This window comes from Rhizobium sp. BR 315, from assembly GCF_050577975.1.
GTDB lineage: Bacteria > Pseudomonadota > Alphaproteobacteria > Rhizobiales > Rhizobiaceae > Rhizobium > Rhizobium miluonense.
The window spans coordinates 40,670-56,319 of the sequence record NZ_JARWKZ010000021.1 but is presented as its reverse complement, the minus strand read 5'-3'; the positions used below and the strand labels follow the sequence as shown (position 1 = coordinate 56,319).

Annotated in this window: 14 protein-coding genes; 3 read left to right on the top strand and 11 right to left on the bottom strand. The window is 57.9% G+C overall.

Annotated elements, in window-relative coordinates; translation table 11 throughout:
- Window positions 1–98: 98 nt before the first annotated feature.
- The gene (locus QD409_RS20030) at window positions 99–968 is read right to left on the bottom strand and encodes an SDR family oxidoreductase (protein WP_430763453.1); all 870 of its coding nucleotides are present in this window, start codon (window positions 966–968) and stop codon (window positions 99–101) included.
- A 105-nt stretch (window positions 969–1,073) separates the two neighbouring features.
- Here QD409_RS20030 and QD409_RS20025 point away from each other — a divergent pair, with 105 nt between their 5' ends.
- The gene (locus tag QD409_RS20025; RefSeq protein ID WP_430763452.1) at window positions 1,074–1,967 is read left to right on the top strand and encodes a LysR family transcriptional regulator; all 894 of its coding nucleotides are present in this window, start codon (window positions 1,074–1,076) and stop codon (window positions 1,965–1,967) included.
- A 665-nt stretch (window positions 1,968–2,632) separates the two neighbouring features.
- On the opposite strand, the gene QD409_RS20020 is transcribed toward QD409_RS20025, so the two are convergent.
- Complete coding sequence (locus QD409_RS20020) at window positions 2,633–2,827, bottom strand: hypothetical protein (RefSeq protein WP_342588055.1); 195 nt, start codon at window positions 2,825–2,827, stop codon at window positions 2,633–2,635.
- Between the two features lie 332 nt (window positions 2,828–3,159).
- Here QD409_RS20020 and QD409_RS20015 point away from each other — a divergent pair, with 332 nt between their 5' ends.
- Complete coding sequence (locus tag QD409_RS20015; protein WP_430763451.1) at window positions 3,160–4,119, top strand: class I SAM-dependent methyltransferase; 960 nt, start codon at window positions 3,160–3,162, stop codon at window positions 4,117–4,119.
- A gap of 26 nt (window positions 4,120–4,145) precedes the next feature.
- On the opposite strand, the gene QD409_RS20010 is transcribed toward QD409_RS20015, so the two are convergent.
- The 9 genes from QD409_RS20010 to iolG all read right to left on the bottom strand — a co-directional run bounded on the left by QD409_RS20010 (window position 4,146) and on the right by iolG (window position 13,696).
- Entirely contained in the window at window positions 4,146–4,637 is a 492-nt protein-coding gene (locus QD409_RS20010; protein WP_430763450.1) for a hypothetical protein, read from the bottom strand.
- 334 nt (window positions 4,638–4,971) lie between these two features.
- Window positions 4,972–5,844, bottom strand: a complete 873-nt coding sequence (locus QD409_RS20005; protein ID WP_430763449.1) for a MurR/RpiR family transcriptional regulator — start codon at window positions 5,842–5,844, stop codon at window positions 4,972–4,974.
- Window positions 5,845–5,961: 117 nt separating this feature from the next.
- Window positions 5,962–7,161, bottom strand: coding sequence for a sugar ABC transporter permease (locus QD409_RS20000; RefSeq protein ID WP_430763448.1), 1,200 nt, complete (start codon window positions 7,159–7,161; stop codon window positions 5,962–5,964).
- 32 nt (window positions 7,162–7,193) lie between these two features.
- On the bottom strand, window positions 7,194–8,009 hold the full coding sequence (locus QD409_RS19995; protein ID WP_430763447.1) for an ATP-binding cassette domain-containing protein: 816 nt from the start codon (window positions 8,007–8,009) through the stop codon (window positions 7,194–7,196).
- A gap of 77 nt (window positions 8,010–8,086) precedes the next feature.
- The gene (locus QD409_RS19990) at window positions 8,087–9,163 is read right to left on the bottom strand and encodes an ABC transporter substrate-binding protein (protein ID WP_430763446.1); all 1,077 of its coding nucleotides are present in this window, start codon (window positions 9,161–9,163) and stop codon (window positions 8,087–8,089) included.
- A 299-nt stretch (window positions 9,164–9,462) separates the two neighbouring features.
- Complete coding sequence (locus tag QD409_RS19985; RefSeq protein ID WP_430763445.1) at window positions 9,463–10,425, bottom strand: hydroxyacid dehydrogenase; 963 nt, start codon at window positions 10,423–10,425, stop codon at window positions 9,463–9,465.
- Complete coding sequence (locus tag QD409_RS19980) at window positions 10,425–11,234, bottom strand: HpcH/HpaI aldolase family protein (protein ID WP_430763444.1); 810 nt, start codon at window positions 11,232–11,234, stop codon at window positions 10,425–10,427. The genes QD409_RS19985 and QD409_RS19980 overlap by 1 nt, the downstream gene beginning before the upstream one ends.
- Window positions 11,235–11,245: 11 nt before the next feature.
- Window positions 11,246–12,682, bottom strand: coding sequence for an NAD-dependent succinate-semialdehyde dehydrogenase (locus QD409_RS19975; RefSeq protein ID WP_430763443.1), 1,437 nt, complete (start codon window positions 12,680–12,682; stop codon window positions 11,246–11,248).
- Window positions 12,683–12,685: 3 nt separating this feature from the next.
- A complete protein-coding gene (iolG, locus tag QD409_RS19970; RefSeq protein ID WP_430763495.1) occupies window positions 12,686–13,696 on the bottom strand; it encodes an inositol 2-dehydrogenase in 1,011 nt (336 codons plus the stop codon).
- A 102-nt stretch (window positions 13,697–13,798) separates the two neighbouring features.
- Between iolG and iolD the strand changes: the two genes are divergently transcribed.
- Window positions 13,799–15,649, top strand: a complete 1,851-nt coding sequence (gene iolD / locus QD409_RS19965) for a 3D-(3,5/4)-trihydroxycyclohexane-1,2-dione acylhydrolase (decyclizing) (protein WP_430763442.1) — start codon at window positions 13,799–13,801, stop codon at window positions 15,647–15,649.
- The last annotated feature ends 1 nt before the right edge of the window (window position 15,650 follow it).

The following is a 15,650-nucleotide window of genomic DNA, read 5'->3' as shown; positions in this document are numbered from 1 at the left end:
AGATTGGCTTTGGACGACGGCCCAGGACCGGGAAGCATCTCAAATTCAGCCAGAGTTTTAGATCATATCGAATCTCTTTTTCGGAAAGGGCGCGGCCATTAGCCCGCATGCGCGATCTGGCTCGCAAAGTCGCGATAGGAGTGCAGCGGACGGCGGAGGATCTTGGTCAGCCGCTCGACGTCGCCGGCGTCTGGGATCATGCCGTCGCTGACGTAGCGTCCGGCCATCAGACGCATCTCATAGGCCGTCCACCTCGGCATGAAGCTTGCGATGTTTTGCTCGAACCCACTGGGATCGTCGCCGCCATAGACAACCGGGCGGCCCAGCAGATCCGACCAGATCTTGGCCACGTCCGGACCGGTCAGCGTGTCGGGGCCGACCAGGTTGATGGTCTCGATCGGCAGCTTGCCGGGGGCCCGGTCGCGACGGATCAGCTCGATCGCAGCGACCTCGGCGATGTCGCGGGCGTCCACCATGGCGATACCCTTGCTGCCGATCGGCATGGGATAGACGCTGTGGTTGAGGATGACGTCCTTGATCATCAGCTCATTGTCGATGAAGTAGGTCGGGCGCAGGATGGTAGCACTGAAACCCATTTGGACGAGCATGCGCTCGGCACCGAACTTCACCGCGAAATGCGGCACGTTCACCGCACGATCGGCTTCGAACACCGACAGATAGACGACCCGCTCGACGCCCGCCTCATGAGCAATATTGAGTGTGATGATGGCCTGGGTGAATTCATCTCCGGTGACGGCGTTGAGAAGGAAGAGCGTGCTCACGCCATTGAAGGCGCCACGCAGGGCATCGATGTCGAGCAGGTCGCCCCGAGCGACTTCGACGCCGGCTGGGACATTGGCCTTCGAGGGATCGCGGGTCAGTACGCGCACCTTGGCGCCGCGGTTGACGAGCTGGTCGACGACATGGCGGCCGACACGGCCGGTAGCGCCAGTAACGAGAATGGTCATGGTGGTTACTCCGGGTTGGGGTTTAGTTGACAACCACCAAATTAGTGATCCACATTGATCCGGATAGGCACTATATCTGGACAGTCCGTCTCACTGGTGGAACAAATGGACCTGCTCGGCCTTGCCGATTTTAATCTCGTCGCCCGCCACGGCGGCTTCGGAAAGGCCGCGCGCGCAGCGGGTCGTCCGAAGGCAACTTTGTCCCGACGCGTGGCCGAGCTAGAGGCAAATCTAGATCTGCGCCTGTTCGAGCGAGGCGCGCGGATGCTGAAGCTCACAGAGGAGGGACGCGCTTTGTTCGAGCGAACGGGCGCGCTGCTGACCGAGCTTGACGAAACGGCGAAGGCCATCGCGGTGGGTGGGCATAGCCCGCGGGGCCGATTGCGGATCAGTGCACCGCTGCTGTTTTCTCAAACGGCGTTGGGAAAGCTTGCAGCTGGATTCGTGCTGAAATACCCCGATGTTCAACTTGAGATTACGACGGAAGACCGGGCTGTCGATATGATCGAAGAAGCTTACGACCTGGTCATTCGCGTGAATCCGCAGCCGGATGACAGTCTTGTCGGCCGGGTCTTTCTGCACGATCGGCTGGTCGTCGTGGCAAGCCCCAGTCTGCCGCGTCCTGCAGGCAGCGACGCCGTTCCTGCCGTCACCCGCGGGCCGATGGCCCAGGCTGAATCGTGGGAGGTCTCGACGTCTGCGGGAAAGTTGTGCCTCGCGGCAAAGCCTGTTCTGGGTCTCTCTTCGTTCATCATGGTTCGCGACGCCGTTCGCGCTGGAGTTGGCGCGGCGCGCCTGCCTTTGTCGCTCGCCAACTTCGATCTGGCCTCCGGCAGGCTGGTGAGCTGGGGCGAAGTGGAAGGATTTGAGACCGCTCTTTGGGCGCTCTATCCGACACGGCGGCTACTCAGCGCGCGCGTGTCAGCGTTTCTGGACTATCTGAAGGCAGCCTTTCCGCAGGGAACACCCGAGGAACTGGCCGCCTATGTCGAACAATGATGGGGGCTCGGCCGTGGAGGCGGATGCCTTCATTCGTCGTCTTCCCACCAGGGCGGATAGATACGGACGCAGTGACCGCTCCTTCATCATACGAGCGAATGGTGACGAGGTCGCCCTGGCATATAGATGATCTCGGCCTTGGCCGTCCCGCCCGGCAAGCGTGGCTTCTGATCCTACCGCGCGCGGATCGCTGCGCGTTCCTGCCAGCTGGGTTTATGCTGCGTCAACAATCGCACTCTGGCTAATCGTGATGGAATTCTCACCCCCAAATGGACGGACATAGCTCAAGGTTCTACCGAAGAGGGCGCCTTTGTCGCCTCCAGCCTCGATGGTCGTATTTCCGTGACGGCACGACGCATACGTAACGGCGTAGCGGCCAGGGGCAAAGGGCACGAACCATCTCGCATATTTTCACGTTGCAGGGAACAACTTGCCGAGAACCAGTTTGTTTGGGTTTTGCAAACGATACGCGCCTGCGGAACGGCCCGACGGAGAAGGCTCCGTCTCGTCAGGCTTTCCCGCAGGCGCAGCGAGCCGAAGCAGACCGATATTCCAAAAAGAACCCCGCCTGAACGACGGGGCAAAAATGAGTGCGTGATGAGATTCTAACGCAACTCAACATAAGATCAAGTTCGCTGGCGTGTCGTTTGAGGAACCATTGGCAATCAATCCGGATTGCTAATTCCTCGCGCCCCCGCCGCCAGTTCCACCAGTTGCGTATCTTTGTGCACGCCTTGTCGGTAAAGCTCTATGATGATCGCCGCCGCTCGTTGCGCTTCCTCTGTGTCCTTCCCAACCTTTAGCCTCGCTAAAATTTCGTCCAAGGCCTGTTGACAAATATCGAGATCATTCGAGGTCAATGGATCATCGTGCTTGCTGACAACTTTTCCAAGCGAACAATTGCTACGGTGCGTTGCTCTTGAAGGGATACTGACCGCCGCCCTGTTCGTTGGGACTTTGGCTAACGCTTTGAAACATGATGAAGGGATGGCTAGGCGCCCGTCGTCTACGCCCTTGTTATTTAACATAATTCCGAGTCATGTGAATTTCGATGCCCGCGATGGTCATCCCAAATATCGCGAATTGCAATCAAAGCCACGCGTCTTCCTGCAAAATTCGGTGGCTACCCTGCCCAATGCGCTCGCCAGTCAGAGATCTACGAGTACGATCTTAATTGCTCACCAGACGGCTCTTGGCCATCCTTGTCGGTGAGCGCCAAGGGCGACTATTTTGCGAGAGGGCAAGACCTTCCCTCGCCTTTGCCCTTTTACCTTGTTATCGAAGTAGAGCCATCATTGGGAGGGTTGCATTGATGTCCGCTAAGAACGAAACGTCGACAGGTCACGAAGCCAGTGGCGTCGACTGGTTGGATCTTCACTTTGAATCGTCGCGTCCCGAATACGAGGACGCACTGCGGCAGATCGGCATCCAGCCCGGTTGGTCAGTGCTCGATGCCGGTTGCGGCAGTGGCAGCTTCCTGCCGTTGATCTGCGATAGTACCGGCCCCGGAGGCGCGGTCACGGCTCTCGACCTTGCGCCTGAAAATGTCCGGCGAGCAGAAGGAATGATGGGCAAGCTGAATGCCGGTCCGCTTTTCAGCGCTCACATCGGCAGCATCCTCTCGCTGCCCTTCGACGATCAATCTTTCGATTGCGTCTGGTCCGCGAATGTTATGCAATATCTGACGCCGGAGGAATTCAGACTAGCCACAGGCGAGGCGATCCGTGTTTTGAAACCTGGCGGCATCCTGGCTGTCAAGGATTTCGACTCCACCATGCTGCAGATCTTGCCGATGGATCACGGCGTCTTCAGCCGGTTTATTTCGGCGCGGCTGCGGAAATTTCGTGAGCGTGGCGTGCTTGGCACGGATTGCGGCTCCACGATCCCGGCGCGGCTGCGTGACTTCGGCCTGGACATGCTCTGGCGTCGCGGTTGGCTCGTCGAGCGTTGGGCGCCGGCCGGCGAACATACCCGCGCTTATGTCCGCGATTTGATCGCCTACTTCACGACGGTGGCACCCGATTACGATTTACCCGAGAGCGACCATCGTTATTGGAAGAGTTTGGCTGAGGATCCAGATCGCCTCCTTGATCAACCGGACTTTTGTTATCGTGAGTTCTTCGTCCTCACCCTCTGCCGGCGGGCCGCTTGAACGGAACGGCACTTAGTTCGGAGAATTCAGGAGGAGCCCTCGAATATCTTTCGGCACATGGCCAGCATATGCCGGTTGTAGTCTTGGTTGCGTATGGCGTTTTCAAAAATCCGACGCATGATCGGGTGCTCCCGATACTTGCGCAATGTATTCTCCCAATCGACAATCAGGTCCTCCCGATCCTTCTGGGACATGCCGAGATCGATGGCCTGGTTATGGGCAATAAAGACCATGCGCGAAACTTGCCCAAACAGTCGCTTCATGAAAATAAAGGCTGCCAGATCCTCGTCCTTCCAGGAAGGGTCGATTTCGGGCGCATAAGCCTGCCTGATGACTGCTGGCGGAGCATTGATGAGCGTTTCCATGGCGCGATCGAACTGACCTTCTGCCTGCAGGATGAAGTTGACGGCGGCAGTGTCGGATTGTTTTTTTGCCTGCTGGCGAACCAACTGAAACTGCCGAATGGCAAGAAGTATAGCGATGGGCGTTGAGATGCTTGCGAGCGCCTGCGCCACCATCAGCACGGTCTGAAGTGAAAATTGCATGTGATCCTCCAGGAACGGCTTGCGCTTACCATGAAGCTTATGGAGGAACAACGATGGCGGCTCGTCCGAATACCTCGGAGGCGGACGTAGACATTGGCACGGACCAACGCGTGGGAGTGGACCTTCTCGAGCGTATAGCAATATGTTTAACGTGCCTCGCTCTTGAAGGGAGTCGAACCGGAGACACCTCCTGCACGAATCTAATCGTCGATCCTTCAAACGCCCGGCGCGTTGTGACTTTACGCCCTTAGCGTCGCTCCTTGGAAAACAACATAGCTTATCGACTACATGTTCCTAGGGACACGCCCTATTGCCCAGTCACGATTGGAATGCGAGGTTCATTTTTGCTGCCTTGCAGCCGGCTCGCCAAGGCAACCGTCAGGGCCTGCGCCAGGCACATCGGCGCGGCAAGCGAGCGCGAAAACGTATATTCGTGCTCGGGGACGGGGAAGAGAACCGTTGCAGACTTAGCCAGAGGCGAAAGCGTGCTGTCGGAAATGGCAACGATTGGAATGCCACGAGCGGCCGCATCCTCGACGACGTTGACGACTTCCGTTGCATAGAAGCGAAACGATACGGCAAGCAGAAGATCGGTGTCCTTCATCGTGCGTGCCATATATGTCGCAAGTCCACCGCTCGGATCGAGCAGAACACATCGCTTTCCCAGCATGGTCAGGACGTAGCGAAGCAATTCGACCACCGGTGCCGAGCGCAGCTGTCCGATCAAGTAGATGGTCTCACTCTTTTCCAGAAGATCGACTGCTGTGGCCAGATCTTCGCCCGAGACCTGGGCGAGCACGTCCTGCAAGGATGCAATGTCCCGTACCACGAGGTCCCGAAGAAATCCGGCCTCGCTTCTGTCCGTTCGCGTCCCGAGTTCCACTTCAAGCGCTTTTTTTCGCGCCTCGAAACCGGGAGCGGCCGTCGAGAGCCGCCGCTGAAACAGGCCCTGCAGATCTTTGAAGCCCTCGTATCCCAAAGCTTGTGCGAAACGCACGAAACTGGACGCATGGATGCCGCAGCGATCTGCGATCGCATTGACGGAAAGGACAGCCACATCATTCGGGTTCTGGGTAAGGTAGACTGAGATCGTCTGATAGGCTTTGCTCATACCGTCGTAGCGGTCATGGACCAGACGAATGAATTCTTCGTAATCGCGCGGTGGTTCGATCTCTGCCATTTTCCAAACCTGCAAATTTCATTGCATCATGCCCTGAATAGCAAAAGATTGCCAATGTCAAATCGAACGATATGGCTGGTGGCCATGGCAGCCGCCGGTATCTTGCGCGACGGAGGATCAAAACGACTGTTGTCCGGTCAGTTTCTCGATGATCTTGTCTATGGAAACCGCAAAAACCAGAAGAAGGCCGGTGACGATCAGACGAACCTCGTTCTCGACACCCATGAGATTAAGTCCATTCTGGACCGTGCCGATGACCAAGGCTCCCAAAAGGGCTGCATGAATAGCGCCTCGGCCTCCAAACAGGCTGACACCGCCGATGACAGCCGCCGCAATTGACTCCAGCAAAAGAGTTCCCCCGCCGACCCCGCCACCCGAGAACACTCCGACACCAAGGGTTCTTGATGACGCAACAATGCCTGCAATGGCTGCAACGCCGCCTGCAATCGCAAAGGCAGCCATGCGGATGACCTGCACCTTTATACCGGCCCGTCGCGCCGCTTCGTCGTTGTTTCCAACAGCATAGAGATAAAGACCGAAGCGGGTCTCGTTTAAGACGTAGCCGCCAATGCCAAGAAGAATGACGAACATTAGAACGGGCAGAGGAATCCCTTGGCTGGCGTTAAGAACCAACACGACGATCGCTCCCAGAACGCCGGCACCGACCAATGGAAACACGACGCCGTGAAGCGTAGAGACTTCAAGGCCAGCCCTCTTTCGTCGAGCGACACTGGAAAAAATCAGGCCAGCAAGCAGTGCAAGTCCGATAGCCCAAGTAACCCATGCGCTGGCACCTGAGATGGTGGTCTGCGCAATATATTCGACGCCCGTTCCCATCAGGCCATAACGGGCGGTCGCAGGAAGCAGCATGAGCTGTATGCCATTCAGCGCAAGGCCCAAGCCCAGGGTCACGACGAATGATGGTACCCCGACCCAATTCACCCAGCGGGCAGAGCAGGATCCGATCGCAGCACCGATGATGACGGCAATCGGCAAGGCGAGCCAGGGCGACAACCCATAGTCGACAATCAGCTTCGCACTGAAGACCGAGGTGACGCCGTGGATTGCGGCGATCGAAAGATCAATCTCCTTGACGAGAAGGACAAACATCAAACCGAGCGCCATGATTCCGACGACCGTCGACTGCTGCAGCAGGTTCGACAGATTTCTTGGCGTGAGGAAGATATCGCTCTGAAGGGCGAAGAAGATCCACAATGCGACGAGCGCGATGACCACCGGCAAGGCTCTGAGATCGCTATTGAGAAGCTCTCCGAAAGTGCGCCGCTTCGGCGCCGTGGTTGTGGAGATGGAAGCCATTGTATTCATTCCTCGGAAATGGAAATTGTTGGTCAGCCGGCGAGATTGACGCCTTCGTTGCCACCGACCATCGCATTGACAACCATTTCGCCGGTCACGTCCTTGGAGCGAAAACTCGCCGCATTCGCGCCAAGTCTCATGACTTCGATCCGGTCGGTCGAGTTCACGACAAAATGGTGGATGTCGTGACTGACGATGACGATACCCAGTCCATCGTCTGCGAGACTGCGAATGAGGTCCGCGACTTGTTGCGCCGCCGAGTGGCTGAGGGCAGCCGTGGGTTCGTCGAGTATGACGACCTTAGGCTTCCAAAGAATGGATCTGGCGATCGCGATATTCTGACGCTGGCCGCCGGACATGGCTCCGACGGGCCGAGTAAGCGAAAGATTGCCGAGCCGCATTCTCGTCATCACTTCGCGAGCCCGCACTTCACACTCGGCGCGGCGGACGCGATGTCCAAAAATACCGGGACCGGTCAGCTCGCGGCCGAGAAAGAGGTTCTGGACAGCGTCCAGATTGTTGCACAAAGCGAGATCCTGATAGACGGTCGCAATCCCTTGGGCAGTCGCATCTGCCGGAGTTCGGATGTTTACCGGCTTGCCCTCGATTTCATAGTCTCCGGAGTCGGCTGCGTGCACACCCGCCATCACCTTTACGAGCGTCGATTTGCCTGCGCCATTGTCGCCGACCAGTGCAACGATTTCTCCGGCATGCACATCAACGGAGGCCCCTCTGAGGGCATGAACCGAGCCGAACGACTTCTGGATGTTGCGCATCGAAATCAGCGGAGTGGATTTTTTGTTCGAAAGGGCTTCATGCTCTGGACGCCCGGAAACAGTTGCGGTCATCTCATCCTCGCAAGGGTCTTGATCCTGCAGACGGGGGAAGGCGGCCAAACCGCTTTCCCCCGTGGCAAACAGTCGAATTAGAGATTTTTCTTGCAGACATCGGTGGTTTCGATGCCCTTGCAGATTTCGGCCCACGTCCAAACGCCCTTCGAGACCACATCACCAAGATGGTCCTTTGTGATGTTGGTGACCGGCAGGAACACCGCTGGGACATCCATGAAGCTATTGTTGACCTTGCCGTTGATCAGCTCTTTCGGAACGCCCTTGCCGGCAACAATCGATGCGACGACATCTGCGGCATAGGTTGCCTGAACCTTCAGATCCTTGAGAACGGAATTGTCTTGCCACCCTTGCGCGATATAGCGAAGCGCTTCCACCGTGGCATCCTGACCGCCGGTCACGAGCTTTTCGCCTGGTTTAGATCCTTGGGAAATGAGCGCCGCGACAGAGCCTCCCGTGGTGCCGTCATTCATGCCGAGGAAGACATCGACGTCACCGCCGTTTTTCGTGAGGCAATCCTCAGCAAAGCTTTGGGCCAGTGTTGGATCCCAATTCTGAGTGTACTGCTCGCAAACTATCTTGACCTTTCCAGAATCGATCAGCGGCTGAAGAAATTCGTTCTGCCCTTTCTCATATTGCCGGGTGCCATACTCGCCCTGATTGCCCTTGACGCGGGCGACCTTAACCGGCGACTTCGACATGGCCTTGATTAATTCGGCGGCGCGTTTTCCTTGCGCTTCGCCGACCGCCAAACTGTCGAAAACGATGTGGGCTTCGGCCTTGCCTCCTACGGCATCATGATCATAAAGAACAACAGGCACATTTGCCTTTGCCGCTGCGGCAAGCTCACCGGCTGCGAGGTTTGCATCGGCCGATGCAAGCAGAATCACCTTCGCTCCTTGTGCGATTGCGTCCTCTACCTGAGCCTGTTGCTTATTGGGATCGCCCTGCGCGTTTTGAACCACGACCTCGACATTGGGCGCCTTCTCTTTCATCGCCTGAACAAAGAATGGCGCGTCACGGCTCTCGAAACGAATTGTCGTTTGATTTGGCAGCAGGAAGAAGACTTTTGACTTGTCCTGCGCGGCGGCTGCCCCGCCCATTGCGGCTGCGATAATTGTTGTAGCCAAAAGGCTACGGATCAGACGTCCCATCTCTTACCTCCCATGGAACTAAAGTGAATTCCGATGCCGCCAGAATTTTTTGCGGAAGACGCCTCCCAGCGCCAATCCCTCTGTCAGCCCATGATTGCCGTTGGCACCCATATTGCAACAATCATTGCAAATAAGACTAGATCGCAATAACTACTGAGTCAAAGCATATTTCAATTTTCAATGCAGATTTTGATATCAGCAATTTTTATTGCAAGCAATGATCAAGCGAACTTCGCTGCGGCGAAAGTATACGCCATTGCCGCGCTCGAATTGCGATTGATCCCTATCCAGTCCCAGTTTTACCGCAGCTGATCGGCATTCACGATGAGCTTCGGATCTATTCTTCCAGCGAAAAAATCGAGCACGTTTTGGACCGACGCTATGGCCATTCGTTTACCGCACTCGCGGGTCAAGCCGGCGATATGCGGCGACAACACCACCTGGTCGAGCGTAAGAAGCCGGCAATCTTTGGAAGGAGGTTCGTCGTCAAAGACATCAAGACCTGCAGCGCCCAGATGTCCGGATTGCAACGCTTCGATCAAGGCCGCCTCGTCGACGACACCTCCGCGAGCCGTGTTGACTAGGATGGCGCCACGCTTCATCGCCACCAATTCGGTTTTGCCGATGACCGGTCGATCGGCTTTTGGAACATTGATAGAGACCACATCGGCCCATTCAAGTCCCTCTAGAAGATCATCTGCCGGCGAGACCGGCCCTTCGGGCCAGCCCTGGGCCTGCAAGAAAGGGTCAAAAGCTCTCGTCTCCATGCCAAAACCGCTGGCCATCCGCGAAAGATGACGCCCAATGCGGCCATACCCGATAATCAACAGGCGTTTCCCCGAGATCTCTTCCGCTTCCAGCCGGTTACGCCACCCCCATTCTGAGGGATTGCGGACAGCGCGATCACCGCGAAGAACGCGCTTCGCCGCGGACAGGATCAACATCATGGCATGCTCAGCCACCGACACCGAATTGACATCGCCGACCACGGCGAGCGCGATGCCTCTTTCATTGAGAGAGGCCAGATGAACGGCGTCATATCCAACGCCATGGCGCGAAACGATTTTCAAGCGCTCAGCGTTTGCAACGGTTGCTGCCGAGAGAGGCTGTGTACGCAGCACCAGCGCGTCAGCCTTGCCGATGAGGGGGTGATAGGACTGTTCAGATACCTCTTCCACGTAGTCGAACGTCACGTTCGGCGCGCTTTTCAGAAGTGCCACCCCAGAAGGATGCAACTTCCCAGCAACGAGAATATGCGGCATCAATAGGCCCCCTTTTCAGCCTTGGTCGCCGCCTGCCCTGCGAGGTCGCGAAATTTCGCGACGCTCGCCGCCGCTGCCGCCGCCAAGAGCCGGGTGTCGCCAGACACGGTCGTCATATCGAAGCCCCACTGAATGGCGCGGGCGGCATATTCCGGAGTGCCGCAATGAAGAGCGGCGCGAATTTTGTTCGTCTTGCAGGCCGCGACGATGCGCTGGAGAGCCGCGATCATGTCCGGCTCTTCGCGATCGAAGCCCGGCGCTAGTCGACCTTCCGTTAGGCTGAAAGTCAGATCGGCCGGGCCAACGTAAATGCCGTCTAATCCCGGCGTTGCGGCAATCGCATCGAGATTGTCCATCGCCTGCTTGGTCTCGACCATGGCAAAGGCGAGGATTTCGCCATTCGCCTCACCCGCATAATTCGGCCCGGCGGCAAAGCTGACACGTGTCGGCCCGAAACTGCGCTGACCGTGCGGCGGATAGCGGAGATAACTGACGAATTCGGCTGCTTGCGCGGCGGTGTTGACCATCGGGCAGATCACGCCATAGGCACCGGCATCCAGCACTTTCATGATGATGCCGGGTTCGAGCCACGGCACGCGCGCCATCGGCACGACACCGGAGGCGCACATGGCCTGAAACATTGGCAGCACCGAATTATAGTCCAGCGCACCATGCTGGATGTCGATCGAGACGGAATCGTAGCCCTGAGCAGCCATGATCTCCGCCGTGAAGGCATTGCCGATCGACAACCAACCATTGATCGAGGGGCGGCCCTCGGCCCAGATTTCTTTCAGCCTGTTCTTGATCATATCCGCCTCCCTTAGAACACGATCTGTGCAAGCTTGGTGTCGAGATAGTCGCTGATACCCTCGATCCCGCCTTCCCGGCCCATGCCCGAATGATTGGTGCCCCCAAAAGGCGCCTCGGACGCCGCCAGCGCAAAGCTGTTTATGCCGACCATCCCTGCCTTCAGGGCCGATACCGTCCGCCTTGCTCGATCTGGCGAACGAGTAAAGGCATAGGCCGACAATCCCATATCGGAGGCATTGGCGCGGGAAAGAACTTCATCCTCCTCGCTAAACCGGGTGATCGCGGCAATCGGGCCGAAATTCTCCTCGGCAAAGACCTTCATGTCATCGGTGACATAGGTCAGAACGGTTGGCTTGTAGAAGTGCCCGACGTTGAATTCCGAAGCACGCTCCCCTCCCGCCGCAACTTGCGCGCCTGCTTTCACGGCGTCTGAGACGATCGACTCGATCTCCGAGAGGCGCCCGCCATTGATCAGCGGTCCCATTTGCACGGAGGGATCCAGACCATCGCCGAGCTTCAATGCCCTTGTTCGCGAAACGAACCCGTCGACGAAGGCGTCATGCAGGCGTTCATGTACGAAAAAGCGATCCGGCGTCACGCAAACCTGGCCTGCATTTGCAAACTTCGTCGGCACGGATACATTCAGCGCAAGCTCGAGATCGGCATCATCATATACGATCAGCGGTGCGTTGCCGCCGAGTTCCATCGATACTTTCTTGACGGTATCGGCGGCATCGCGGATCATCTGCTGGCCAACGCGGGTCGAGCCGGTCAGAGAGACTTTCCGCACCGTTTTATCTGCCATGATCGGCGTATAGGTGGTCGCGGTCGGACCGACGACCAGATTGACGGCGCCATCGGGCAGGTTGCCCGCCCGCATGCAATCCACCATGACCATGGCGACGCCCGGTGTCTGGCTGGAGGGTCGGATAATGATCGCACAACCGGCTGCAAGCGCCGGCGCTGCTTTGCGGGCGACAAGTGCTGCAGGGAAATTCCAGGCGGTAAAGGCGCCGACAATGCCGACAGGCTCGCGCGACACCTCGAAGCGGCCGCCCGGCACCCGCGATTCGATGATCCTGCCATAGATGCGGCGCGCTTCTTCCGCAAACCAACGAAACTGATCGATCGACAGTCCCCATTCGCGCTCCGACTGTGCAATCGGCTTGCCGGTCTCTGCAGAGATCATCCTTTTCGCCTCGTCAGTGCGGCGGATCATCTCGTCGGCAATCCGGTGTAGAGCGTCAGCGCGCGCGAAAGCGGCCACCGCACGCCAAGCTGCGAAACCTTTGTCTGCTGCATCAAGCGCTTCCTGCGTGTCAGCTCTCGTCGCCACGGGAACAGCGCCAAGAGCAGTTTGCGTGACGGGGCTGAGGACATCGGCGGTTGCTCCGTCGGAGGCTCCGCGCCATTTGCCGTCGATATACAGTCCAAACTTCTGATACATGGGTCACCCGATTTCGCTGGTTTTTACAGTACGGCCTTCGGCCGCCGATTTGATCGCGGCCTCGGCGAGAATCAGGGCCTGACGACCGTCTTCAAAGCCGACCTCTGGAGGTTGGCCTGAGTCGATGGCGTCGACGAAGGCGCCGATCTCGGCCATGAAGGCCTCTGCGTAACGGTCGATGAAGAAGTTCAGGAGCGGTGCGCTCTTGCCGGTGAAATCGGCACGGTGCAGCGTTGTCATGTTGGGGCGGCGATTCTCGGAGACGACCATTCCCTTCGTTCCCAGCGCCTCGACGCGCTGGTCGTAACCATAGACGGCCTGACGCGAATTATTGATGATGCACTGCTTGCCCGATGCTGTCTTCAGCACGACCGTCACGGTGTCGTAGTCGTTCAAGCGTTGCATAAGAGACGGGTCTACAAGGCGGCTACCCACCGCCGAAACCTCGGTCACCTCTTCGCCGAGCATGAAGCGGGCCATATCAAAGTCGTGGATGGTCATGTCGTGGAAGATGCCTCCCGATGCCTCGGAATAGGCGACCGGCGGCATACCCGGATCGCGCGATGTTATGACAACCTGATGCAAGTCCCCGATATCGCCCGCCTGAACGGCATCGCGAGCCGCCCTGTGACCGGGATCGAAGCGCCGGACAAAACCCAGCATGATCGGCACCTTCGTCGTCCCAATCGCTATCGCGCATCGCTGAACACGATGAAGGCTCAGATCGATCGGCTTTTCACATAAAATTGGTTTGCCGGCCGTGACGGCCTTCTCGATGAAGTCGGCATGTGTCGGCGTCGAGGTGGCAATCAGGACTGCGTCGACATCACTGCTGGCGAGCACCGCCTCGGCCGAATCGAATACCGTCACGCCAAGTTTTCGCCCGACATCGTCAGCGGCAGGCCGATGGACGTCGAAGACGCCGGCAAGCGCTGCCCGCGGATGCGCGTCTATGTTTTCGGCGTGCATGCGGCCAATGCGACCACAGCCGAGAACGGCGATTTTCAGCATCAGGATCCTCCCAATTCAATTTTTGCAATGATTGTTGCGTAACTATTGCTTTGTCAATTATTATTTCGTAACGTCCAGAAAACATGATCCATGGGAGGAAGCCGGATGTCCCGGAAGACTGTGCGCCTGACGATGGCGCAGGCGCTTGTGCGCTATTTGTGCAATCAATTCACAGAGATCGACGGCGAGCGTGTCCCGCTTTTTGCTGGCGTGTTCGGCATTTTCGGCCATGGCAATGTGACGTGCCTGTCGGAAGTGCTCGAGGCGCTGCAAGATCAGTTGCCGACCTGGCGCGGTCAAAACGAGCAGTCGATGGCCCTTGCAGCGATTGCCTTTGCCAAAGCCAAGCGTCGGCGCCAATTGATGGTCGCTGCGACCTCGATCGGACCAGGTGCTGCCAACATGGTGACGGCGGCAGGCACCGCTCACGCCAACCGCCTGCCGGTGCTTCTGATAGCCGGAGATACTTTCGCCAGTCGAATTCCGGATCCGGTCTTGCAGCAGGTCGAACACTTCAATGACCCGACGGTCACTGTGAATGACGCGTTCAAGCCGGTGACCCGATACTGGGATCGCATCGTTCTGCCAGAGCAGATCATCTCGTCCTTGCCGCAAGCGATTGCTGCCATGCTGGATCCGGCTGATTGCGGCCCCGCCTTCATTGGTCTCGCACAGGATACCCAGGAAGTCGCCTTCGACTATCCCTTGGCATTCTTCGAGCCGACGGTGTGGTCCATACCGCGCCCGCGGCCCGACAGAACAAAGCTGGCGGAAGCGGCCACACTACTCAAATCGGCGAAAAAGCCGCTGATCATTTCAGGGGGCGGCGTTCGCTATTCGCTGGCAGAGGACAAGGTCGCGGACTTCGCCATCAGCCGTGGTATCCCGATTGTCGAAACCATCGCCGGCAAAGGCGCGCTGACCCACAATCACCCTGCTCACGCCGGCCCGATTGGGATCGTTGGTTCGACGTCCGCGAATGCGCTTGCCGGCGAGGCGGATGTCATTCTGGCAATCGGCACGCGTCTGCAGGACTTCACCACCGGCTCATGGACGGTTTTCCGCGAGGACGCGAAGTTCATTTCGATCAACGCAGCGCGCTTTGACGCCGTCAAGCATCGCGCGCTTGCCGTTGTCGGAGATGCTCTTGAAACGGTGATCGAACTGGACGACGCACTCGGTGATTGGCAGGCCGATCCCGAACTGCTTGCGAAAGCTCAATCGCTTTTTGCCGATTGGAACGAGCTCCTCGATCAGCATCAGGCTGTCACGAACGGGCCGATCCCCACCTACGCGCAGGTGGTCGGCATCGTCAACGAGACGTCAAAGCCGAACGATACGTTGATCGCGGCTGCAGGCGGCACGCCTGGCGAGGTCACCAAAGGCTGGCGCGTCAAGAACCCGAATACATTCGACTGCGAATTCGGCTTCAGTTGTATGGGATACGAGATCGCCGCGGGCTGGGGCCATGCGATGGCGAAAGCCGGTGACGGCACGCCGATCGTCATGATTGGTGACGGCACCTATATGATGATGAACTCCGACATCTACTCGACGGTGCTGTCGGGCCACAAGATGATCGTGGTCGTTTGCGACAATGGCGGTTACGCCGTCATTAATCGTCTTCAGCAGTTCAAGGGCGTGCCCGGCTTCAACAATCTCATCAAGGATTGCCGGGTGAAGGAGCCCTTTGCCGTCGACTTCGTAAAACATGCCGAATCCATGGGCGCGCTTGCGCGTCGCTGCGAAAGCCTTGCCGATCTGAAGACGGCCATGGAGTGGGCGCAGACAACCGATCGTACGACCATCGTCACGCTGGTCACCGATGCCTATGCCTGGGTGCCAGGCGATGCCGACTGGGATGTCGGCGTTCCCGAGGTCTCCGAGCGGGAATCTGTTCAAAAGGCGCGCGCCGCCCAGGAGGAAATTCGCAAGAAACAGCGTGTGGGTGTGTAAA